This is a genomic window from Mesorhizobium sp. M0771 (genome assembly GCF_040320155.1).
Lineage (GTDB): Bacteria > Pseudomonadota > Alphaproteobacteria > Rhizobiales > Rhizobiaceae > Mesorhizobium.
The window spans coordinates 635,169-658,356 of the sequence record NZ_JAMYPC010000001.1 but is presented as its reverse complement, the minus strand read 5'-3'; the positions used below and the strand labels follow the sequence as shown (position 1 = coordinate 658,356).

Annotated in this window: 19 protein-coding genes; 16 read left to right on the top strand and 3 right to left on the bottom strand. The window is 63.2% G+C overall.

All coding sequences use genetic code 11. The annotated features are described in order from the left end of the window. The first annotated feature begins 66 nt into the window (after nucleotides 1-66). Genes NKI05_RS03165 through NKI05_RS03155 form a run of 3 tightly spaced genes read left to right on the top strand, consistent with a single transcriptional unit; the run spans nucleotide 67 to nucleotide 2,559 of the window. A complete protein-coding gene (locus NKI05_RS03165) occupies nucleotides 67-1,305 on the top strand; it encodes an acyl-CoA dehydrogenase family protein (protein WP_023686451.1) in 1,239 nt (412 codons plus the stop codon). After that, nucleotides 1,208-1,510: a zinc-binding dehydrogenase gene (locus NKI05_RS03160; protein WP_081727281.1), complete on the top strand. Its 303-nt coding sequence runs from the start codon at nucleotides 1,208-1,210 to the stop codon at nucleotides 1,508-1,510. The genes NKI05_RS03165 and NKI05_RS03160 overlap by 98 nt, the downstream gene beginning before the upstream one ends. 11 nt (nucleotides 1,511-1,521) lie before the next feature. Then, nucleotides 1,522-2,559: a zinc-binding dehydrogenase gene (locus NKI05_RS03155; RefSeq protein ID WP_023814639.1), complete on the top strand. Its 1,038-nt coding sequence runs from the start codon at nucleotides 1,522-1,524 to the stop codon at nucleotides 2,557-2,559. Nucleotides 2,560-2,740: 181 nt separating this feature from the next. Here the strand turns inward: NKI05_RS03155 and NKI05_RS03150 are convergent, their stop codons facing one another. The 3 genes from NKI05_RS03150 to NKI05_RS03140 all read right to left on the bottom strand — a co-directional run bounded on the left by NKI05_RS03150 (nucleotide 2,741) and on the right by NKI05_RS03140 (nucleotide 8,028). Continuing rightward, nucleotides 2,741-5,872, bottom strand: coding sequence for an efflux RND transporter permease subunit (locus NKI05_RS03150; protein WP_023704042.1), 3,132 nt, complete (start codon nucleotides 5,870-5,872; stop codon nucleotides 2,741-2,743). Then, entirely contained in the window at nucleotides 5,869-7,032 is a 1,164-nt protein-coding gene (locus NKI05_RS03145) for an efflux RND transporter periplasmic adaptor subunit (protein ID WP_352792171.1), read from the bottom strand. The genes NKI05_RS03150 and NKI05_RS03145 overlap by 4 nt, the downstream gene beginning before the upstream one ends. 171 nt (nucleotides 7,033-7,203) lie before the next feature. After that, on the bottom strand, nucleotides 7,204-8,028 hold the full coding sequence (locus tag NKI05_RS03140) for a MurR/RpiR family transcriptional regulator (protein ID WP_023814637.1): 825 nt from the start codon (nucleotides 8,026-8,028) through the stop codon (nucleotides 7,204-7,206). Nucleotides 8,029-8,175: 147 nt separating this feature from the next. On the opposite strand from NKI05_RS03140, the gene NKI05_RS03135 reads away from it, so the two are divergent. The 13 genes from NKI05_RS03135 (at nucleotide 8,176) to NKI05_RS03075 (ending at nucleotide 23,102) form a co-directional block, all read left to right on the top strand. Beyond that, nucleotides 8,176-8,994: an N-formylglutamate amidohydrolase gene (locus tag NKI05_RS03135; RefSeq protein WP_023814636.1), complete on the top strand. Its 819-nt coding sequence runs from the start codon at nucleotides 8,176-8,178 to the stop codon at nucleotides 8,992-8,994. Nucleotides 8,995-9,010: 16 nt separating this feature from the next. Then, a complete protein-coding gene (locus NKI05_RS03130) occupies nucleotides 9,011-10,555 on the top strand; it encodes an amino acid permease (protein ID WP_023686444.1) in 1,545 nt (514 codons plus the stop codon). A 78-nt stretch (nucleotides 10,556-10,633) separates the two neighbouring features. Then, nucleotides 10,634-12,190 carry an amino acid permease gene (locus tag NKI05_RS03125; RefSeq protein ID WP_023691841.1) on the top strand — a complete coding sequence of 519 codons (1,557 nt, stop codon included), beginning with the start codon at nucleotides 10,634-10,636 and terminating at the stop codon, nucleotides 12,188-12,190. 80 nt (nucleotides 12,191-12,270) lie between these two features. Further along, a complete protein-coding gene (locus NKI05_RS03120; RefSeq protein WP_023701008.1) occupies nucleotides 12,271-13,641 on the top strand; it encodes a glutamine synthetase family protein in 1,371 nt (456 codons plus the stop codon). 90 nt (nucleotides 13,642-13,731) lie between these two features. Continuing rightward, a complete protein-coding gene (locus NKI05_RS03115) occupies nucleotides 13,732-14,187 on the top strand; it encodes a DUF7662 domain-containing protein (protein WP_023671165.1) in 456 nt (151 codons plus the stop codon). Next, nucleotides 14,184-14,603, top strand: a complete 420-nt coding sequence (locus tag NKI05_RS03110) for a type II toxin-antitoxin system VapC family toxin (protein ID WP_027049802.1) — start codon at nucleotides 14,184-14,186, stop codon at nucleotides 14,601-14,603. The genes NKI05_RS03115 and NKI05_RS03110 overlap by 4 nt, the downstream gene beginning before the upstream one ends. A 13-nt stretch (nucleotides 14,604-14,616) precedes the next feature. After that, nucleotides 14,617-16,002 carry an aldehyde dehydrogenase family protein gene (locus tag NKI05_RS03105; RefSeq protein WP_023756310.1) on the top strand — a complete coding sequence of 462 codons (1,386 nt, stop codon included), beginning with the start codon at nucleotides 14,617-14,619 and terminating at the stop codon, nucleotides 16,000-16,002. Between the two features lie 18 nt (nucleotides 16,003-16,020). Next, on the top strand, nucleotides 16,021-17,193 hold the full coding sequence (locus NKI05_RS03100; protein ID WP_023683212.1) for an iron-containing alcohol dehydrogenase: 1,173 nt from the start codon (nucleotides 16,021-16,023) through the stop codon (nucleotides 17,191-17,193). A gap of 239 nt (nucleotides 17,194-17,432) precedes the next feature. Continuing rightward, nucleotides 17,433-18,539: an ABC transporter substrate-binding protein gene (locus NKI05_RS03095; RefSeq protein WP_023814634.1), complete on the top strand. Its 1,107-nt coding sequence runs from the start codon at nucleotides 17,433-17,435 to the stop codon at nucleotides 18,537-18,539. Nucleotides 18,540-18,602: 63 nt separating this feature from the next. Next, nucleotides 18,603-19,517, top strand: a complete 915-nt coding sequence (locus NKI05_RS03090) for an ABC transporter permease (protein ID WP_023671170.1) — start codon at nucleotides 18,603-18,605, stop codon at nucleotides 19,515-19,517. Then, entirely contained in the window at nucleotides 19,514-20,305 is a 792-nt protein-coding gene (locus tag NKI05_RS03085) for an ABC transporter permease (RefSeq protein ID WP_023671171.1), read from the top strand. The genes NKI05_RS03090 and NKI05_RS03085 overlap by 4 nt, the downstream gene beginning before the upstream one ends. A 30-nt stretch (nucleotides 20,306-20,335) precedes the next feature. Next, nucleotides 20,336-21,400 (top strand): ABC transporter ATP-binding protein, encoded by a 1,065-nt coding sequence (locus NKI05_RS03080; protein WP_023701013.1) that lies wholly within the window; start codon nucleotides 20,336-20,338, stop codon nucleotides 21,398-21,400. A gap of 148 nt (nucleotides 21,401-21,548) precedes the next feature. Beyond that, nucleotides 21,549-23,102, top strand: coding sequence for a cation:proton antiporter (locus tag NKI05_RS03075; protein ID WP_023814633.1), 1,554 nt, complete (start codon nucleotides 21,549-21,551; stop codon nucleotides 23,100-23,102). The last annotated feature ends 86 nt before the right edge of the window (nucleotides 23,103-23,188 follow it).

Genomic DNA, 23,188 nt, shown 5'->3' with positions numbered 1-23,188 from the left:
CTAACCGAAGTACGGTCATCCTTGCCACGGGTAAAGTGCCTGGATGCGTGAAAGGGTTGGAGACCGATGGCGGACATCAATCTCGGCATGACCGAGCGGCTGAAGCCGATCCACGCCCGCGTCGCCGCTATGGTGCGCGACGAGATCATGCCGCTCGATCATGAGTTTTTGAGCGAGGTCGGCAAGGGCGGCGACCGCTGGGTCTATACCGCGCGGCAGACCGAAATCCTCGAAGGGTTGAAGAAAACGGCCAAGGATCGCGGCCTGTGGAATTTCTGGCTGACCGGCTCCGAGCGCGGCTATGGGCTGTCAACCGTCGAATATGCCTATCTGGCCGAGGAGATGGGCAAGGCGCATCTCGGCGCGGAGACCTTCAATTGCTCAGCGCCCGACACCGGCAATATGGAGGTGCTGGAGCGCTATGGCTCGGAGGACCACAAGCAGGCATGGCTGGCGCCGCTGCTCGAGGGGAAAATCCGCTCGGCCTATCTGATGACGGAGCCGGATGTCGCCTCCTCCGACGCCACCAACATCGCCATGCGCTGCGAAAAGCAAGGCGGCGACTATGTACTCAACGGCGAGAAATGGTGGGCGTCGGGGGCCGGGGACCCGCGCTGCGCCATCTACATTGTCATGGTTCGCACCGGCGAAGCCGAGACGCAGCACCGCCGCCATTCGATGATCCTGGTGCCGTCCGGCACCAAGGGCGTGACCAAGCTGCGGCCGATGCAGGTCTATGGCGACGACGACGCGCCGCATGGCCACATGCATCTTCGCTTCGACAATGTCAGGGTGCCGGCCGGAAACCTGATCCTCGGCGAGGGCAGGGGGTTCGAGATCGCCCAGGGGCGGCTTGGCCCCGGCCGCATCCACCATTGCATGCGCGCCATCGGCCAGGCCGAAATGGCGCTGGAGCTGCTGTGCCAGCGCTCGGTGCGCCGCGAGGCCTTCGGCCAGCCCTTGGCCAAGCTCGGCGCCAATTTCGACATCATCGCCGAATGCCGCATGGAGATCGAGATGGCGCGGCTGCTCTGCCTCAAGGCGGCGTGGATGATCGACCAAGGCGATGCGCGCGCAGCCGCGCCCTGGATCAGCCAGATCAAGGTCATCGCACCGCGCGTCGCGCTCAAGGTCACCGACGAGGCCGTGCAGATGTTCGGGGCGCAAGGCATCAGCCAGGACACGCCGCTGGCACGCTCATGGACGCATCTGCGAACCCTGCGCCTCGCCGACGGGCCGGACGCCGTGCACCGCCGGCAGGTGGCGCGTACGGAGCTCAGGAAATACACGCAGGAAAAGGTCTGAGCGGATGAAGGCCATTATCGCCCGCGATTTCGCGCCGCTCGGCCAGCTCGTCCATGCCGACAATCTGAAGGAACTGGTCGGCTGGCATCTCGCCGGCAAGGTTCGGCCGGTCATCGAAGGCACTTATCCGCTGGCCGATGCCGCCGCCGTGCTGACGCGCGTGCTTGGCCGTGGCGCATCCGGCAAGCTCATCCTCAAACGTTAAGGAGCCCCGCCATGGCGATACCTTCAGACATGAGAGCACTGCTGCTGATCGGCGACGGCTACACCAGGACGCCCTCCGGCAGCGTGCTGGAGGCGATGGAGCCGTATCTCACGCTGGGCAGCATCGGCGTGCCGACGCCCGGACCGAGCCAGGTGCTGATCAAGGTCAGCCTCGCCTCGATCAACCCGTCCGACGTCATGTTCATCAAGGGCCAGTACGGTCAGCCGCGCGCCAAGGGCCAGCCGGCCGGCTTCGAGGGTGTCGGCACGGTCGTTGCCAGCGGCGACGAGCCCTATGCGAAAAGCCTGATCGGCAAGCGCATCGCCTTCACCACCGGCGTCACCAATTGGGGCGCGTGGGCGGACTATGCAGTTGCCGAAGCTGCCGGCTGCATTCCGCTGCTCGACACGGTCCGCGACGAGGATGGCGCGGCGATGATCGTCAACCCGCTCACGGCGCTCGCCATGTTCGACATCGTCAAGCAGACGGGCGAAAAAGCCTTCATCATGACCGCCGGCGCCAGCCAGCTTTGCAAGCTGATCGCGGGTCTCGCCAAGGAGGCTGGGTTCCGGCCGATCGTCACCGTGCGCCGCGACGAGCAGATTCCGCTGTTGAAGGAGATCGGGGCTGCCCATGTGCTCAACGAGAAGGCGCCGGATTTCAAGGCAGCACTACGCGATGTGGTCAAGGCCGAGCAGCCGCGCATCTTCCTCGATGCCGTGACCGGGCCGGTGGCCTCGGCGATCTTCGACGCCATGCCGAAGCGCTCGCGCTGGATCATCTATGGACGGCTCGATCCGGACACCACTGTCATCCGTGAGCCCGGCCAGATGATCTTCCAACACAAGCACATTGAAGGCTTCTGGCTGGTCGAATGGATGCGCCAGTTCCGCGACAAGCGCGGCCCGGCGATCATGGAAGCACAGAAGCGCTTTTCGGATGGGCGCTGGTCAACCGACGTGACGGCGGTGCTACCGCTGGATGAGGCGATGGCGAAGGCCCCGGCGGAGCTGGCCAAGCCGAACGGGAAGGTGTTTATTAGGCCGTGACTTTCTACCCTCCCCCTTGTGGGGAGGGTCGACGAAAGAGCAATTTTGCTCGTTCGTCGGGGTGGGGGTCTTGGCTCCACCTCTGTTATTCGCGGGAGCGCTGGACCGACGTTAGTTGGCGCTGCACCCCCACCCCGGACCTGCGGTCCGACCCTCCCCACAAGGGGGAGGGTAAGCGGAGCTACTCCGCCGGCTCGACATTGGCGTACGCCGCTTCCTCAAGCTCCCGCTTCAGCCTCGCTTCCTCATGCGTCTTCGGCGTGACGAAGCGGCCGAGCAGGAGGTAGGCGACCGGGGTCAGGAACAGCGTCGAGACGGTGGCGAGACCCAGCCCGCCGACGATGACCCAGCCGAGCGCGATGCGCGCTTCGGCACCGGCGCCGGCGGCCAGCACCAGCGGGACCCCGCCGAGGATGGTGCAGATCATCGTCATCATCACCGGCCGCAGGCGGATGATCGAGGCCTGCTCGATCGCCTCGCGCACGCCGAGGCCGCGGTCGCGCAGCTGGTTGGCGAATTCGACGATGAGGATGCCGTTCTTGGCCATGACGCCGACCAGAAGCACGAGGCCGATCTGGCTGTAGGCATTGAGGCTGGTGCCTGACAAAAGCAGCGCAAAGATTGCGCAGGCAAGGCCGAGGGGGACCGTCGCCATGATGATGACGGCGCTGACGAAGCTTTCGAACTGGGCGGCGAGCACCAGGAGGATGATGACCAGCGCGAAGCCGAAAATGGTGATCATGGCGCTGTTGGTCTCGCCGAGCGTCGCGGCTTCGGCCAGCGGCAGGACGCGGCTGCCCGGCGGCAGCAGCGGGGCGGCGATCTGCTCGGCAACGCCGAGCGCGTCACCCAGTGCGAAATTGCCGTTCAGGTTCGAGGTGATCGCCACCGAAGGCTGCTGCTGTTCGCGGGTCAGCGACGGCGGCACGGCGCGCTCGGTCAGCGTGGCGATGGTCGACATTGGCACGAAGCGGCCGTCGGCGGTCTTCAGGAAGATGTTTTCCAGATCGGTCGGATCATTGATCGGGTTGGTGGTCGAGACCAGCTTCACGCCATAGCTGCGGTCGGCGATGTAGACATCGACGACATCGTTGCCGTCGAGCATCGCCTGCAAGGTGTTGGCGAGCCCCGATATGTCGATGCCGAGATCGGAGGCGCGCTCGCGGTCGATCGCCACCGCCAGCTGCGGCTGCGTCGGGTCGATGGAAAGCCGCGGCGTCTGGAAGCGCGGATCGGCCTGCATCCGGGCGATGATCTTCACCGCCGCGTCGCCGAGCGCCTTGCGGTCGTTGCCGACCAGCGCGAATTGCAGGCCGTTGCCGGCGCCGCGAATGCCGAGGCTATTGGCCTGCACCGGGAAGATGCGCACGGATGGCACCTGCCGGGTCAGCTGGCTTATCTGCGCCATGATCTCCTGCTGGCTGCGCGTGCGCTCGTCCCACGGCGCCAGCGTCATCACCATGAAGCCGGAATTGTAGGCGCCGTTCTGGCCGGCGTTTTCGAAGGTCGAGACGATCTCGCCGGAATCGCGCAGCGGCTGGATCAGCCTCTCGATCTTCTGCATCTGCTGCGTGGTGTAATCGAGGCTGACGCCTTGCGGCGCGTTGATGCGCAACAGCACGACGGCGCGGTCCTCGCTCGGCGTCAGTTCCTGGCGGATGGTGCCGAACAGGCTGAAGGCGACGCCCGCAAACAGCACCGCAACCAGCAGCACGATCCACGGCGCGCCGAGGCAGGCATGCAGGGCGCGCTTGTAGGCCGCGTTCAGCGCGCCACCGACGCGCGCGCCAATGCCGTGACCGCCTTCATGGTGGAGCGATGCGCCGGTCAACATGCGCGAGGCCAGCATCGGGCACAGCGTCAGCGCCACCACGCAGGAGAGCAGCACCGACATGGCGAGGACGAAGCCGAATTCGCGAAACAGGCCGCCGGTCTGTCCCGGCAGGAAGGAGATCGGCACGAAAACGGCAACGAGCGTCAGCGTCGTGGCGATGACTGCGAAGAACACTTCTTGGGCGCCGAGCACGGCGGCGGCACGAGGCCCCATGCCTTCGTTGCGCCGTCGCACGATGTTTTCCAGAACGACGATGGCGTCGTCGACGACAAGGCCGGTTGCCAGCACCAGCGCCAGAAGCGTCAGGATGTTGATGGAGAAGCCGGCGAGATAGATGGCGGCGATGGTGCCAATCATGGCGACCGGCATTGACAGACCGGGGATCAGCGTCGCGCGCCAGTCGAGCAGGAAGATGTAGATGACGATCAGCACCATGGAGATCGACAGGCCGAGCGCGATCTCGACCTCGTGCACGGCGCCGTTGACGAAGACGGCGTCGTCGCTGGTGATCTTGATCGACATGCCCTTGGGCAGGTTTTCCTGCAGCTTGGCGACGGCTGCCTTCACTCCGGTGGAAATATCCAGCGTGTTCGATTCCGCCTGGCGGATGATGCCAAGGCCAATGCCGGTCTTGCCGTCGGAGCGCAACGAGGTCTGGCCGATGTCGGGACCGAGCGTGACGGTGGCGACGTCGCGGATGCGCGTCGTGCCGCCGATGATGATGTTTTCGAATTCTTCCGGCGTCGTCACATCGGCCGTGGTGCGGACGATGAGATCCTGGTTGGTGGTGGTGATCGAACCGGCTGGTGAATCGAAAGCGACCGAGGCAAGCGCTGCCCTCAGATCGGCCACAGTGAAGCCGAGGCTGGCGAGCTTGTTCTGGTCGACATCGATGCGGAAGATCTTGTCGCGGTCGCCATAGACCTGAACGTCGGCGACGCCAGGCACGGCAGCCAGTTCGTCCTCGATCTGGTCCTGGACGATCACCGTCATGTCCTGCACCGACATGGTGTCGGAGGTGACGGCCAGTCGCATCACGGCATCGGAATTCGCATCGGCCTTGACGATGCGCGGCGGGTCGGCGGTCTCCGGTATCATGTTGGCGACACGGCCGACCGCGTCGCGCACGTCGGAGGCGGCGACGTTCAAATCGACGCCGTCGTTGAACTCGATGGTGACGCGGCTCTGGCCGAAGGAAGAGGTCGACGAGATCGACTTGACGCCGGAGACGCGGGCGACCGCGCCCTCGATGGTGTCGGTCAGTTCACGGTCGACGGTTTCGGCGGCGGCACCCTCGAAGGCCGTCGACACGGTGACCACGGCGCGGTCGACATCGGGCAGTTCGCGGATTTCGACGCCATAGAAAGCGGCAAGGCCGGCCACTGCGATCAGCGTGTTCAGCACGAAGGCCATAACCGGCCTGCGGATGAAGAGTGCGGTGAAGCCGGTTTCGCTGGCGGTGCTGACGGGTGCAGTCATGAGCCTTCGGCAGCTTCCGCGGCGCGCTGATCCTGGCCGGCGATGCGGACCGCGCCGCCTTCGCTGACGCTCTGGGTGCCTTCGGTGACGACCATGTCGCCATCCTCGATCTCGGCGTCGATCAGCACCGTCTCGGTGTTGCGCTGGATGATGCGCACGGGAACGCGCTTGGCCTTGCCGTCCTCGATCTGCCAGACATAGGCGCCGTCGGAACCCCACAGGATTGCCAGCGGGCTGACGGCCGGATAGGTGTCGCCGGGGAAGCGCATGGTGATGCCGAACGACATGCCGGCGCGCAGCGAATCCGCCGGATTGGCGATTGCAGCCTTGACCAGCAGGGTGCGGCTCTTTTCGTCGATGTGGTTGTCGATGGCCGACACAGTGCCGGTATAGGCCTTGCTCGGATTGGCGATCGGCGTCGCCGACAGTTGCGCGCCGACCTTGACGGCGGCGGCGAAGCGCTCGGGCACCAGGAAATCGACCAGGATGGAGGAGCGGTCGTCAAGCGTGGCGATCGCCGACTGGCTGGTGACGTAATTGCCGGCCGATATCGGCAGGATGCCGACCGTGCCGGCGATAGGGGCGACGATCGAACGACGCTGCAAGGCGAGTTCGGCATCCTGCAGCGCCAGTTTGGCGCCGGCCAGCACCACTTGGGCATCGGCGACGGCGACCGGGGTCGCGGCGTTGGAGGCCCTCAATGATTTCACCCGCTCGAGCTTGTCCTGGGCATCCTGCAAGGCGAGCTTGGCACGATCCTGCGAGATCACCTCGGTCTCGGAATCGAGAACAGCGATGATCTGCCCCTTGTCGACGCGGGTACCGGACTGGACGAGGAATTCAACCAGCCGGCCGGAGCTGTACGGGTTGACCGTCACCGAGGCATTGGCGCGGCCGGTGCCGATCGCCTGCAGGCGATCGTTGATGGTGGCCGTGCCCGCCGGCAAGGCAACGACATTTGCCGGCCGGCCGGCAGCGTTGCGACCGCCTGCCTGTTTCGTCGTGTCGACCGCGCCGGTTGTGGCGGGCGCCGAAGCATAGGTCCAGTCGATGCCCCAGCGTGCCAGAACCTCCGGCGCGCCCGGGAAGAATCGCGCCCAGGCGAGGACAGCCGCGACCAGGATCACAAGCGCAAAAACGATCTGTTTCCAGGCGACCATCGACACTCCGGTTGGCAAAACGTCTACGGGTTTCGCCAAGCAAAAAAACGCGCAGCGACGCACCCGGTATGTGCGAAGCCGCCGCAATATCATGGCTTTATGGCAATTCTGCCGCTTCCATGCACATTAAATCTGCGTAATTTTGCGCACCTGCGGCGGGGATTGAACGTGTCAGCGCAGGCTTTCGAGGTCGCGGATGCGCCTGGCGCTGTCGGCCTCGAGCTGCCTGGTGACGGCGCCGATCAGCGTCTCGGCGACAACGAACAGAGCGGCCGAAGAGTCCCACGCCGAAGGCACGGCGGTGCGTCCGGCAATGACATGGCGGGCGAAGCGGGCGATCGGCGATAGCCACTGGTCGGTGAACAGCACGATCTGCACGCCGCGCTGATGCGCGGTCTCGGCAAAGCGGACCAGACTGTCCTGGTAGCGCCTGATGTCGAAGATCACCAGCACGTCGCGCTTGCCCATGTCGATCAGCCGGTCGCGCCAGATGCTCTCCTGGCCGGCAAGGTGATAGACATCGGGCTGGATGATGGCGAGATGGGCGGCCATGTAGCGTGCCAATGGATCGGTGAAGCGGCCGCCGATCAGGAATGTCTTGCCGCGCCGGTCGGCAAGCCTTGCGGCGATGTCGGCAAGCTGTCTGTCGGAGAGATGCCTGAAGGTCTCGCGCATATTGTCCAGCGTCGCCTCCAGCATTGGCGATACTGCACCGCTTGGGGAGGCCGGGTTGAGCGTGCGCGATGCCGGCGACTGCAATTGCGCCGCCAGTTCGTCCTGCAGCGCCGACTGGAATTCGGGATAGTTCTGGAACCCCAGCCTGGAGACAAAGCGCAGGATGGTCGGCGACGATACGCCGGCGGCGGTCGAGAACTCGGCGACCGTCTTCAGCCCGATCAGCGGATAGTTCGCAATCAGCGTTTGCGCGGCGCGGCGCTCGCCAGCCGGCATCGTGCCGATGCGGTCCGAAATCAGTTCGGCAATGCTGGAAATCATCGTTTTCCCCACCCCTGAGCCCGTCCAGACCGCTTCCCCGAAATCGCGTTTGACAAAGCCGGACAAACTGTATGAAATCATCCAGAGGGACGCAATGAGGCAAAATACGTAACATAAGATACAGCGCTCCCCAGGGGACGGCAGATTATGGAGAGAGCACGGCCCGCCAGCCTTGCATCGTCTGATACCGTAGGGGTGACGAACCCCGGCGGGTCCAGCCCTTTCGTGCTGACCTGCGACCACGCTTCCAACTTCCTGCCGTCGGCATTCGGCACGCTTGGCCTGCCGGCCGAGGACCTCTCCCGCCACATCGCCTGGGACCCCGGCGCGCTGCCGGTGGCCCGCCGCATGGCGGCAGCGCTCGATGCGACGCTGGTCGAAACCCGCATCTCGCGCCTGATCATCGACTGCAACCGTCCGCTCGACGCACCGGACCTGGTGCCGCCCGTCAGCGAGACGACGGCCATTCCGGGCAATGCCGGCCTGTCGGACAGTGAGCGCGCCGAGCGCATCGCTTTGTCGTGGCGGCCGTTCCACGACACGATCGCATCGATCATCGACGACCGGCAGGCGCGTGGGCAGGAGACCCGTCTGGTGTCGGTGCATTCCTTCACCCCCGTCTACAAGGGCAAGAACCGGCCCTGGCATATCGGCATCATCCATGATGACGACCGCCGGCTGGCGTCGCCGCTGATAGCGGCGCTGCAGCGGCTCTCCGGCGTCAGTGTCGGCATCAACGAGCCCTATTCGCCGGCCGACCGCGTCTATTTCACTTTGGAGCGCCATGCACGCTCGCGCGGCCTTGCCTGCGCAATGATCGAAATCCGCAACGACGAGATCTCCGGCGAGACCGGGCAGCGGAAATGGGCGGATCTGCTCACAGGCATTTTTTCTGACCTGGAACCCGAGGAGGCCAAGGGTTCCCGGCGACACGCAGTGGGAAAGTCAGTTCAATCGGCCAGCTAGAAAACAGGGGACGAAAATGGCAGGACCGGACAAATCAGACGCTGAAAGATCGGAGGATGTAAAAACCCTCCATAGCATGGGCTATGCCCAGGAGTTGGCTCGCCGCATGAGCGGCTTCTCGAACTTCGCAATTTCCTTCTCGATCATTTGCATTCTTGCAGGCGGCATCACGTCCTTCCCGCTGGCCATGGCGACCGGCAGCGGCTTCGAGGCGACTGTCGGCTGGGTCATCGGCGGCGTCTTTGCACTTGTCGTTGCCGCGTCCCTTGGCCAGATCGGCTCGGCCTACCCAACGGCCGGCGGTCTCTACCACTGGTCGTCAATTCTCGGCGGGCGCGGCTGGGGCTGGGCCACGGCCTGGATCAACCTGCTCGGCCTGGTCTTCGTCGTCGCCTCGGTCAATGTCGGCGTTTATGCGCTGTTCAAGGACCTTGTCTGGTCCGGCGTGTTCGGTCACGACGTATCCGCGTGGGGCTATCAGGAGCAGGTGATCGGCGTTGTGATCATCACGGTCGCGCAGGCGCTGATCAACCATTTCGGTATCAGGCTCACCACCATGCTGACGGATTTCTCGGGCTACCTCATTCTGGTCGTCGCCGTCGTGTTGACCGCGATGTTCCTGATCTGGGGCGCAAGCTGGGATTTCTCGCGGCTCACCACCTTCGTCAACAACACCGGTGATCCAGGCGCAGGCTACGTTCCGACCGCACGGACGGCACTCGTCGCCTTCCTGATCGGCCTGCTCTACCCACTCTACACCATCACCGGCTTCGACGCTTCGGCCCACACGTCCGAAGAGACCCACAATGCCCGCGTGGCGGTGCCGCGCGGCATGATCCATTCGGTCCTGTGGTCGCTGGTGTTCGGCTTCGTCATGGCCGTTTCGTTCGTACTGGCCAGCCCCGATCTGGCAGCGACGGCCAAGGATGGCGCCAATGCCTGGTTCAATCTCTTCAACAACCTGCCGGCACCATTCCTGCTGAAGAGCATCATTGCCATCGCAATCGTGCTGGCGAACTTCATCTGCGCTCTCGCCGGACTGACGTCGACCTCGCGCATGATCTTTGCCTTCGCGCGTGACGGCGGCCTGCCCGGTTCGTCGGTGTGGAAAACCGTCAGCCCGACATGGCGCACGCCGGTGGCGGCAATCTGGCTCGGAGCGGTGCTCGCGGTCGCAGCGACATTGTACTCGCCGGCTTTTGCCGCACTGGCGGCCGGCTGTGCATTGTTCCTCTACGTGTCCTACGCCATGCCCGTGGCCGCCGGCCTGCTTGCCGAGGGCAAGAGCTGGACCGAATTCGGCCCGTTCCGCCTCGGCATCTGGTCCAAGCCGTTCGCCGTCATCACGGTGCTTGGCGTTCTGGTGCTGATGTATGCCGGCATCCAGCCGCCCTTCGACATCCTGATCAACTATGCCATCGGCCTGATCGTTCTGCTCGTGGTGCTGTGGTTCGGCATCGAATCGCGCCGCTTCAAGGGCCCGCCGATCGGCGCCGACATTGCTCGCCGCGCTTCCGAGATCGCGGCCGCGGAAGCAGCCGTCGGCCAGACGGCAGGCTAACAGCAAAGACTAGATGCTCCGGCCGGCGCAAGCCGACCGGGGCAGGGCCGGCCAGTTAAGAATGCAAAGGGGACTACAATGGCAGCACCGGGTTATTCAGACACAGACAAGGCGGAAGACGTAAAGCACCTCCATTCCATGGGCTACGCCCAGGAACTTGAGCGGCGGCTAAGCCGCTTCTCCAACTTCGCCGTTTCCTTCTCCATCATCTGCATCCTGTCGGGCGGCATCAATTCGCTGGCGCAGGCAACGTCGGGCGCCGGTGGCATCGGCATCGGCATCGGCTGGCTGGTCGGCTGCTTCGTCTCGCTCACCTTCGCGGTCGCCATGTCGCAGATCAGCTCGGCCTATCCGACGGCCGGCGGCCTCTATCACTGGGGTTCGATCCTCGGCAATCGCGGCACCGGCTGGGTGACGGCCTGGCTCAACCTGCTCGGCCTGATCACCGTGCTCGGCGCCATCAATGTCGGCACCTGGACGTTCTTCATCGGCGCCTTCGGGCCGACGCTCGGCATCGAGGGTACGCTGACCAATCAGATGATCTTCCTGGTCATCATCACCGGCGCCCAGGCCCTGATCAACCATCTCGGCATCAAGCTGACTGCGAAGTTGACCGACTTTTCGGGCTACCTGATCTTCTTCGGCTCGATCCTGATTGCTGTCGTCTGCCTGTTCTCCGCCGAGACCTGGGATTTCAGCCGGCTCTTCACCTTCCACAACTACTCGGGTGAGGCCGGCGCCAGCGTCTGGCCGTCCGTCTCGAACGCCTGGGTGTTCGCTCTCGGCCTTCTGCTGCCGATCTACACCATCACCGGCTACGATGCTTCGGCACACACTTCCGAGGAAACCATCAAGGCGGCCTCATCGGTGCCGCGTGCGATGGTGATGTCGGTTATCTGGTCGGCGGTCTTCGGCTATTTGTTCCTGGCCGCCTTCGTACTGATGATCCCCAACATGGACGACGCCGCCAAGCAGGGTTGGAACGTGTTCTTCTGGGCCTTCGACCAGCGCGTCAGTCCCGGCCTCAAGGAGTTCGTCTACCTCGTCGTGTTCATCGCCCAGCTGTTGTGCGGCCTCGCAACCGTCACCTCGGCTTCGCGCATGATCTTTGCCTTCTCGCGTGACGGCGGCCTGCCGGGCTCGTCTGCACTGGCCAAGGTCAGCCCGACCTATCGCACGCCGGTGGCGGCGATCTGGACGGCGTCGGTCCTGTCGGTGCTGTTCGTCTGGGGTTCGACGCTGGTTTCGGTCGCCGGCACCTCGGCCTACACCATCGTCGTGTCCTGCACCGTCATCTTCCTGTTCCTGTCCTTCACCGTGCCGATCGTGCTCGGCATGGTGGCCTGGGGAACGCCGAAGTGGGACAAGATGGGACCGTGGAACCTGGGCCGTGGCATCTTCATGCTGTTCGGCGTTCTCTCGATCGTGTCGATGATCCTGATCTTCATCATCGGCATCCAGCCGCCGAACGACTGGGCGCTGTACATCACCGTCGGCTTCTTCATCCTGACGGCGATTGTCTGGTTCGCCTTCGAGCGCAATCGCTTCCAGGGCCCGCCGCTGGGGGACATCATCGCGGCACGTCAGGCAGCGATCAAGGCCGCCGAACAGGCGGTCGGCGAAACCGGCCACTGACGTCACCATCATGGCCATGGCCGGCGTGCAGCCGGCTATGGTTTCGTCCTCAACGACCAAGCACTGGAGTGCCAAAGGAAATGGCCGGAAATTTCTCGTTCGATCAGTTGAAGAAAGCGGTCTCCAGTGGCGAGATCGACACGGTGCTGGCCTGCATCGTCGACATGCAGGGGCGGCTCGCGGGAAAGCGTTTCCTGGCGCAGTACTTTGTGGATTCTGCTCATGACGAGACGCATGGCTGCAACTATCTGCTCGCCGCCGACATCGATATGGAGCCGGTGCCGGGCTACAAGGCGGCAAGCTGGTCGAAGGGCTATGGCGACTTCGTCATGAAGCCGGACCTTGCGACGCTGCGGCGGATTCCGTGGCTGGAAAAGACCGCGCTGGTGATCTGCGACGTGCTCGACCACCACACCCATGACGACCTTCCGCATTCGCCGCGCGCGATGCTGAAAAAGCAGGTCAAGCGGCTCACCGAACGCGGCTATATCGGCTACTTCGCCTCCGAGCTCGAATTCTACCTGTTCAACGAGACCTACGATTCCGCCCGCAAGAAGCACTGGCAGGGGCTCGACACCGCGTCGCCTTATATCGGCGACTACCAGATCGGCATCACCACCAAGGAAGAAGGCGTCATGCGCCGGCTTCGCAACGAGATGGAAGCGGCGGGCATCCCGATCGAAAACTCCAAGGGCGAATGGGGCCCGGGCCAGGAAGAGATCAATGTGCGCTATGCCGAGGCGCTCGACATGGCGGACCGCCACGTCATCCTGAAGAACGGCGCCAAGGAGATTGCCGAGTCCGAAGGCAAGTCGATTTCCTTCATGTCGAAATACAATTACGGGCTCGCGGGCAACTCCAGCCACATCCACAATTCGCTGTGGAGCGCCGATGGCAAGACGCCATTGTTCTTCGACAAGAAGGCGGACTGGACTTTGTCCACGCTTGGCCAGCAATGGGCGGCTGGGCAGCTCAAATACGCCAGGGAGTTTACCTGGTTCCTGGCGCCCTACATCAACTCCTACAAGCGCTTCCAGGCCGGCACCTTCGCACCGACCAAGATCATGTGGAGCGAGGACAACCGCACCGCCGGCTTCCGCCTGTGCGGTGAGGGCACCAAGGGCATCCGCATGGAATGCCGCATCGGCGGCGCCGACCTAAACCCCTATCTCGCTTTCGCGGCGCTGATCGCCGCCGGCCTTGCCGGCATCGACGAGAAGCTCGAACTGCAGAAGCCGTTCGTCGGCGATGCCTACCAGGCCTCGCGCCTGCCGGAGATCCCGAAAACGCTGCGTGACGCCACCGAGACGCTGGCCAAGTCGAAGATGCTGAAGCAGGCGCTCGGCGACGATGTGCTCGAACATTATGTCCACACCGCAAAGTGGGAGCAGTTCGAATACGACCGCCGCATTACGGATTGGGAACTGCACAGAGGGTTCGAGCGGTACTAAAACTTTATACAGCTTTAATGTTGACAATGTGGTGAAGTTAGTACCATATGGTACCTGTAAACTGCAGTGCGCTACATTGAGGAGTTTGCAATGTCCAAATATGCGCCGCTCAAGGACTTTCTCATTGCCCAGAATGTCGATCGCGTTCCGATGTCGTTCGCCGAAATCGAGAGAGTGCTCAATCTGCCGCTGCCCGCATCGAAGCAATACCCTGCATGGTGGAGCAACAATCCGAGCAACAATCCCATGACAAGGGAGTGGCTTGAGGCTGGGTTCGAGACCGAATCCGTCAATATAGGGAGTGGGAAACTGGTATTTCGCCGCGTTCGCAAAGAGCCCATTTCGGCGCCGCCCAGTGGTAGCGTGCCTGCCGCGCCAAAGGAGGCGCGCGCGGATCGCCACCCCGGTTTTGGTTTCATGAAGGGCCTAATAACGATCGAAGCCGGATTTGATATCACCAAACCTTTCGATGACGAGCCATGGGACCGGGGCTATCTGGGCGGTGAGGCTGACGCGCGTGACGGCAAACTTGCGGTGCGTAAATGAGCGAAGGGCCAAACCTGCTTCTGGATACATGTGCGGTGATCTTTGTCGCCAACGATAGTCTGATCGATCCGCACGCAAGCCGGGAGATTTCGGAAGCGGCCTATGACGGCCGTCTGTATCTTTCACCGATGTCGGCATGGGAGATCGGAATCGGCGTAGCCAAGGGTCGGCTCAATCTGCCATTGGCACCACTCGACTTCGTGGAGCGATTCATCGAGCGAATGTCGGCAAAGCTCAGCGCTATCTCACCAGCCATTCTGATTGCGTCATCCAACCTGCCTGGTCCGCCTCATGGTGATCCCATCGATCGGATACTGATGGCAAGTGCGAGAGCGTTGGACATGGTTCTGGTGACGCGTGACGAGCCCATCCTTCGCTATGGCCGCAATGGCCATCTGCGCACCCTAGCCTGCTAACTTGGAGTATCCTTTGGAAACCGTAAAACTCAAATCGCCCATCGATGGTTCGATTTACGCCGAGCGGCCGATCGCGACCGACCAGGCGATCAATGCCGCGGTCGAGCGCGCCAAGGCGGCGCAGGAGAAGTGGGCGCTGACACCGATCGTCGAGCGCGGCAAATTTATGCTGGCGATGCTCGAAGCGCTGGTCGCGATGACCGACGAGATCGTGCCGGAGATCGCCTGGCAGATGGGGCGACCGGTGCGCTATGGCGGCGAGTTCGGCGGCGTCAGGGAACGCACCAATTACATGGTCGAGATCGCTGAAGCCGCGCTGAAATCCGTGCCGGCATCCAACCCGAAGGACGGCTTCCGACGCTATGTGAAGAAGGATCCGCTCGGCGTCGTCATGGTGATCGCGCCGTGGAACTATCCCTATCTGACCGCCGTCAACACCATCGTGCCGGCACTGATGGCCGGCAATACCGTTATCCTCAAACATGCGGCGCAGACGCTGCTGGTCGGCGAACGGTTCCAGCAGGCGTTCGACAAGGTTGGGCTGCCCAAGGGCGTGTTCCAGAATGTCGTGCTGAACCATGCCCAGACCGAGAAGCTGCTCGGCTCGGGCAAGATCGACCATGTCAATTTCACCGGTTCGGTCGGCGGCGGCCGCGCCATCGAGAAGGCGGCGGCCGGCACCTTCATGACGCTCGGGCTCGAACTCGGCGGCAAGGATCCGGCCTATGTGCTGCCCGACGCCAAGCTCGACCATGCGGTGGCCAATCTGGTCGACGGCGCCTTCTACAATTCCGGCCAGTGCTGCTGCGGCATCGAGCGCGTCTATGTGCATGAGAAGGTCTACGACCAGTTCGTCGAAGGTTTCATCGCCGAGACGAAGAATTATGTCGTCGGCAATCCGCTGGAACAGGAGACGACAATGGGGCCGATGGCGCAGGCGCGCTTTGCCGACCTGATCCGCGAGCAGAAGGCCGAGGCGCTGCGCAAGGGTGCAATCGCACACATCAATATGAAGGTGGCTAACGACAAGGCCGGCTCGCCCTATCTGGCGCCGGAAGTGCTGACCGGCGTCGACCACCAGATGAGCGTCATGCGCGAGGAAAGTTTTGGCCCGATCGTCGGCATCATGAAGGTGCGTAACGACGAGGAGGCGATCGCGCTGATGAACGACAGCCCCTACGGGCTGACCGCTTCGATCTGGACCGGCGATATCGAGCATGCGGTGGCGATCGGCGACCGCGTCGAGACCGGCACCGTGTTCATGAACCGCTGCGACTACCTCGATCCGGCGCTGGTCTGGACCGGCGTCAAGGACACCGGCAAAGGCGTCGCCCTTTCGGCGCTCGGCTACGACAATCTGACCCGGCCGAAATCCTTCCATCTGCGCGAAGCCATCTGATTTTTTGAAAGACAAGACATGTCCAAGCTGATCTCCAAATGGAACTACCCGACCACCGTCCGCTTCGGTGCCGGGCGCATCAAGGAACTGCCTGAGGTGCTCGCGGCCACCGGCATTAAGCGGCCGCTTTTCGTCACCGATCCGGGGTTGGCGAAACTGCCGGTCGTCGCTTCGACGCTGAAAATCCTCGACGACGCCAAGGTATCCTATGGCGTGTTCTCCGAGGTGAAGCCGAACCCGGTCGATTCCAACCTCACCGCCGGGATCGCCGTGTTCAAGAAGGGCAAGCATGACGGCGTCATCGCCTTCGGCGGCGGTTCAGCGCTCGATCTCGGCAAGCTGATCGCGTTCCAGGCTGGCCAGACGCGGCCGATCTGGGACTTTGAGGATGTCGGCGACTGGTGGACGCGCGCCAATTCGGATGCCATCGCGCCGATCATAGCCGTGCCGACCACTGCCGGCACAGGCTCGGAAGTCGGGCGTGCCGGCGTCATCACCAATGAGGCGACGCACACCAAGAAGGTGATCTTCCATCCGAAGCTTTTGCCGGCAATCGTCATTGCCGATCCGGAACTGTCGGTCGGCATGCCCGGCTTCATCACCGCCGGCACCGGCATGGATGCGCTGGCGCACTGCCTCGAAGCCTATTGCGCGCCGGGCTATCACCCGATGGCCGACGGCATTGCGGTGGAAGGTGTGCGCCTGGTGTTCGAGAACCTGCCCAAGGCCTACGCCAACGGCAAGGACCTTGTCGCGCGCGCCCACATGATGAGTGCGGCCGCCATGGGTGCTGCCGCCTTCCAGAAGGGTCTTGGCGCCATCCACTCGCTGTCGCATCCGATCGGCGCGCTCTACGACACCCATCACGGCATGACGAATGCGGTGTTCATGCCCTATGTCTTGGCCTTCAATCGCGACTCCATCGAGGAGCGGATTGCCCGGCTCGCTGCCTATTGCGGCATCAAGGGTGGCTTCGACGGCTTTGCCAAAGCGATCATCAAGCTGCGCAAGGAATTGAAGGTGCCGCATGCGCTGCCCGATCTGATCAAGGGGCTCGACATGGACAAGAAGCGCAAAGGGCTGATCGCCGACATGGCGGTGGTCGATCCGACCGCCGGCGGCAACCCGGTCAGGCTGACCAAAAAGGCGGCGCTGACGCTGCTCGAGAACACTATCGCCGGCACTGTCTGAGGCGGTTTCTGCGCCGGACGTGATCTAAAAACGAAGGGAAAGGAAGGGCAAGGGGGCAAAAAGCAAGGCTATAAACCATTAGCCGGGAAATTAAGTGCAGGCTAATTGCTACAGCCTGTTAAAAAGAGTTAACTTTTCGTGCCGCCGGGCGCCTGTTTCAAAAAGCTTTCATCTGGCTGTCACACGAAATCGATACCGCATCGCAGGCGTCCAGGACGCCAGTTCAACGGAGAGAACACATGTTCAAGTTTACAGGGAAAGTGCTTTCCCTTTCGGCCGTCGCCCTCATGGCGACTTCTGCTATCTCGTCGGCCCAGTCCATGGACGAACTGGTTGCCGCTGCGAAGAAGGAAGGCCAGCTCACCACCATCGCGCTGCCGCATGACTGGTGCGGCTACGGCGCCGTCATCGACGGGTTCAAGGCGAAGTATCCTGAGATCACCATCAACGAACTCAACCCCGATGCCGGCTCCGGCGACGAGGTAGAGGCGATCAAGGCCAACAAGGACAACAAGGGCCCGCAGGCGCCCGACGTCATCGACGTCGGCCTGTCCTTCGGTCCGACCGCCAAGGCGGATGGGCTGCTGATGCCCTACAAGGTGTCGACGTGGGACTCGATCCCGGACAGCGCCAAGGATGCCGATGGTTACTGGACCGGCGACTACTATGGCGTGCTATCCTTCCTGGTGAACAAGGACCTCGTCAAGGAAGCGCCTGCTGACTGGGCTGACCTGCTGAAGCCGGAATTCGCCAACACCGTGGCGCTTGCCGGCGACCCGCGCGCCTCGAACCAGGCCATCCAGGCCGTCTACGCGGCCGGCATTTCCGGTGGTGCGGCTGCCGGCGAAGCTGCTGGCACTGCTGGTCTCGACTTCTTCAAGAAGCTTAACGCCGCCGGCAATTTCGTGCCGGTCATCGGCAAACCGGCGACCCTGGCACAAGGCCAGACGCCGATCCTGGTGACCTGGGATTACAATGCACTTGCCGGTCGCGACACGCTGAAGGGCAATCCGCCCGTCGACGTCGTCGTGCCCAAGACCGGTGTCGTTGCCGGCGTCTATGTGCAGGCGATCAGTGCTTTCGCACCGCATCCGAACGCTGCCAAGCTCTGGCTGGAGTATCTCTACTCCGACGAAGGCCAGATCGGCTGGCTGAAGGGCTATTGCCACCCGATCCGCTTCAACGATCTTGCCAAGAACGGCAAGCTCCCGGCGGACGTGATGGCCAAGCTGCCGCCGGCCGAGGCTTACGCTGCCGCGGTGTTCCCGACGCTGGACGAGCAGGGCAAGGCAAAGGAAGCCGTCACCAAGAACTGGGATGCCGTCGTCGGCGCCAACGTCAAGTAAGGCTTGAAACCAACCGGGCGGCCTCGCGGCCGCCCGGTGTTCCTCGGAGACGGTAGCCGGCGCATGACAGATATCTCGCTTTCCGATCACGCAGTTGCCGGGAAGACCGCGCCCCCCAGCGAGGCGCGTGCAATGCGACTGCCGACGCAATGGCTCGGCGTTGCGCCATTCTTCATCTTCGCCATCATGTTCCTGATCCTACCCACGCTCTATCTGATGCTGGGTGCATTCCAGAACGATGCCGGCGAATTCACGTTCGAAAACATAGCAGCACTGGCGCAGCCATCGATTGTCGCCGCCTACTGGATCTCGCTCAAGGTCAGCCTTTCCTCGTCGCTGATCGGCGCCTTCGCAGGTCTCGGCATCGCCATCGCCATCGTGCGCGGCGGCCTGCCGGAGTGGATACGTTCGGCGACGCTGACATTCTCCGGCGTGGCTTCCAATTTCGCCGGCGTACCGCTGGCCTTCGCCTTCATCGCCACGCTCGGACGCCTCGGTCTCGCCACGGTGCTGCTCAACACCGTGTTCGGCCTCAACATTTATGCGCACGGCTTCAACATCCTATCGTTCTGGGGCCTGACGCTGACCTATGTCTATTTCCAGATTCCCCTAATGGTGGTCATCATCACGCCGGCGATCGACGGCTTGAAGAAGGAGTGGGGCGAGGCTGCGGCGACGCTTGGCGCCACCCAGACGCAATACTGGCGCATGGTGGTCATCCCGGTGATCTGGCCGAGTTTCCTCGGCACGGTCATCCTGCTCTTCGCCAATGCCTTCGGCGCCATCGCCACCGCCTATGCGCTGACCGGCTCTTCACTCAACATCGTGCCGATCCTGCTCTATGCGCAGATACGCGGTGACGTGCTGCACAATGCCCATCTCGGCTATGCGATCGCCTTCGGCATGATCGTCATCACCGGGCTGGCCAATGTCTTCTACATTTGGTTCCGGACGCGCTCGGAGAGGTGGCTGAAATGAAGTCCGGAAAATTCTGGGCCTGGGTCGTCTTCGGGCTGGGCGCGGCCTATTTCTTCATTCCGCTGATCGCGACGGTGGAATTTTCCTTGCGCATGCGGCGCGGCGCTTATTCCTTCGACGCCTATCAGATCGTGCTTGGCGACCCTCGTTTTCAGGCGACCTTTGGCTACTCAGTGCTTGCCGCCATCTTCACCATCATTCTGGGCGTGTTGATCGTGGTGCCCGCCGCCTACTGGATTCGACTGCGCCTGCCGCAACTGCGGCCGATCGTAGAGTTCATCACGCTGCTGCCGCTGGTCATTCCCGCCATCGTCATCGTCTTCGGCTATATCAGGATGTACGGTTCGAATTCGCCGCTGCCGTTCCTGGCCACCGACATGGGCACAAATGCCTTGCTGGTCATCGGCTATGCAATGCTGGCGCTGCCCTACATGTATCGCGCGGTCGATACCGGACTGCGCACCATCGACGTCAGGACGCTGACCGAAGCGGCGCAGATCCTTGGCGCCGGTTGGGGCACGATCATTGGTCGTGTGATCCTGCCCAATGTGCTGATCGCCGTGCTGTCGGGCGCCTTCCTTACCTTCGCCATCGTCATTGGCGAATTCACCATGGCCAGCTTGCTCAACCGGCCCGCCTTCGGCCCCTATCTGCAAAACGTTGGCGCCAACCGCGCCTATGAGCCGGCGGCGCTTGCCATCATCGCCTTCGCCATCACCTGGGGCTGTATGTCGCTGATCCAGATCCTGTCCCGTTTCGCGCCGAGATCGGCGAACCGCCCGAACTGATCGACAAAGTACTGATCGAAAGAAAAAGCCATGGCCGAACCATTCCTCTCCATCCAGCATGTGCGAAAATCCTTCGGCGCCACCACCGTGGTCGAAGATTTCAATCTTGATGTCGAGCCGGGCGAGTTCGTTTCCTTCCTTGGGCCATCGGGTTGCGGCAAGACCACCGTGCTGCGCATGGTCGCCGGTTTCGAAGAGCCGTCGGCGGGCAAGATCGTCGTCGCAGGCAAGGACATCACGAGGCTAAAGCCCAACCAGCGCAATGTCGGCATGGTGTTCCAAGCCTATGCGCTGTTCCCCAACCTGACGGTGGCGCAAAACATCGGCTTTGGCCTGAAGGTCGCCGGCATGCCCAAGGCGGACATCGACAGACGCGTGGCCGAGATGCTCGACATCATCAAGCTGCCGCAGATGGCCGACCGCTATCCCTACCAGCTCTCCGGCGGCCAGCAACAGCGCATCGCGCTGGCCCGCGCCATCGCGCCGAAGCCGAAGCTGCTTTTGCTCGACGAGCCGCTGTCGGCGCTCGACGCCAAGGTGCGCGTCTCGCTGCGCGAGGAAATCCGCTCGATCCAGAAGAAGCTCGGCATCACTACCATCTTCGTCACACATGACCAGGAAGAGGCGCTGTCGATCTCGGACCGCATCGCGGTGATGTATGGCGGCAAGGCCGAGCAGGTCGGCACCCCGTTCGAGATCTACAACCGGCCGGCGACCAAGTTCGTCGCCAATTTCGTCGGCACGCTGAACGTGCTCGAAGGCACTGTCACCGATGCCGCGTCCGGCAAGGTGCGCGTCAACACGCAGGAAGTCTCGCTAATGGGCAAGCTCAACGGCTCGAAGTCCGGTGACACGCTGTCGCTGGCGCTGCGACCGGAGGCGATTTCGCTCGGACGCCAACCCGGGCGCGATTCAAGCCTGTCGGGCGAAATCTCCGAAGTGCACTTCCTCGGCTCAGTCATTCGCGTTCGCGTCGGCATCGGCGGCAACACGGTGTCGCTCGACACCTTCAACAGCCCGGCAACGCCACCGCCCGCGGTCGGCGAGAAGGCCGACATATCGTTCTCATCAAGCGATATGCTGGTGCTGCACTAGCAAGCAGCATTTTGGCGCGACCGAGGCGGTCGATTCGAGCTGGCGCGATGAACGGCCGTATCATTGCCGGACCCCGAGTGCTGGATAATCAACAGCATCTTGCCATCCAGCCACTGCCCATGATGCCGCTTCGCCGCTACGATAGGCCATGGCGCTATTCGAACTTACCCTCATCCTGCTTCTGGCTGCCGTCGCGCTGACGGCGCTGTCGCGGCGGCTGGAAATTCCCTATCCGTCCCTGCTGGCTCTGGCCGGGGTCGCGATCGCCTTCGTACCCGGTGCGCCGACGATCGAGATCGATCCGGAACTGGCGCTTGCCCTGTTCATCGCGCCGGTGCTTCTCGACGCCGCCTATGACACGTCGCTGCGCGACCTCAAGCGCTACCGGCTGTCGCTCGCGCTGCTGGCGCTAGGCGCAGTCGTCTTCACCACCGTGGTGGTTGCCTTCGTCGGCTGGAAGATGGCCGGCCTGCCGATCGCGGCGGCAATCGCGCTTGGCGCCATCGTCGCGCCGCCGGATGCGGTGGCCGCATCCGCCGTGCTCAGCCAGTTCAAGGTACCGCACCGCATCACCGCCATCCTGCAGGGCGAGAGCCTGCTCAACGATGCCACGGCGCTGCTGATCTACCGGCTGGCGGTTTCGGCGGCGCTTGGCACGATCATGCTCAGCAACGCCGTTCCGGTGATCCTGCTGGCAACGATCGGCAGTGTGATCGCGGGCTATCTGTTTGGCCGCGTCTCGCTGCTGGCGCTCGGCCGCATCGAGGATGCGGCGAGCAGCACGGTGGTGCAGTTTGCCGGAACCTTCGCCGTGTGGATCATCGCCGACAGGCTGGGCCTTTCCGCCATCATCACCATCGTCGTCTATGCCATGACCATTGCGCGCAGGGCGCCGCGCCAGTCGTCGGCGAGACGCCGCGTCAGCACCTATTCGGTCTGGGAGTCGGCCGTGTTCGTGCTCAACGTGCTGGCTTTCGTGCTGATGGGCCTGCAGGCACGCACGATCGTTGGCAGGCTGGCCGGCGACGGGCAAGGCGAAGCATTCCTTTTCGCCGCAACGGTGCTGGTCGTCGTTATCGTCGCGCGCCTTGTCTGGGTGGCGAGTTACGTCGCGATCATCCGGTGGCTTGCCCGCTTCGGCAGCCAAGAGGCAAGGCGGGAATTGCCGACGTTCGGCGGCGCCGTCATTGTCGGCTGGTGCGGCATGCGTGGGTTGGTGACGCTGGTGGTGGCCATTGCGCTGCCGGCCGATTTTCCCGGCCGCGACCCGATCGTGCTTGCCGCCTTCGCGGTGGTGCTGGGCACGCTGGTACTGCAAGGCATGACGCTGAAGCCGCTGCTGCGCTGGATCAACTTCGACCCCGATAGAACCGTCGACAATGAGGTGGCGCAGGCGCGCGTCGCCATCATGCAGGCAGCACTGGACGTGCTGAGCCGCAAGACATCTGCGGCCGCCGCCGTCGTGCGCGAACAGTATGAAGCGCAGCGCCTGATTGCGGAAAACCCGGAGGACGCTCAGGCCGCGACCGAATACGACCGGCTGCGCCTCTATGCCATCAACCGCCAGCGCGACACGCTCGAGGAGTTGCGCAGCAACGGCACGATCGGCGACGAAGCCTACCACCGGCTGGAGGAAGAGATCGACTGGGCCGAACTGGCGGCATCGCCGGCGGGCCGGTTCCAGCCGCTGACCACATCATAGACGCTGGCCCAGTTCCGCCGTCGTGCCGGTACATTGCAACCCATCTGCCGAACCGCTACTGCCAAAGCGAAATTGAGCCGGATAAG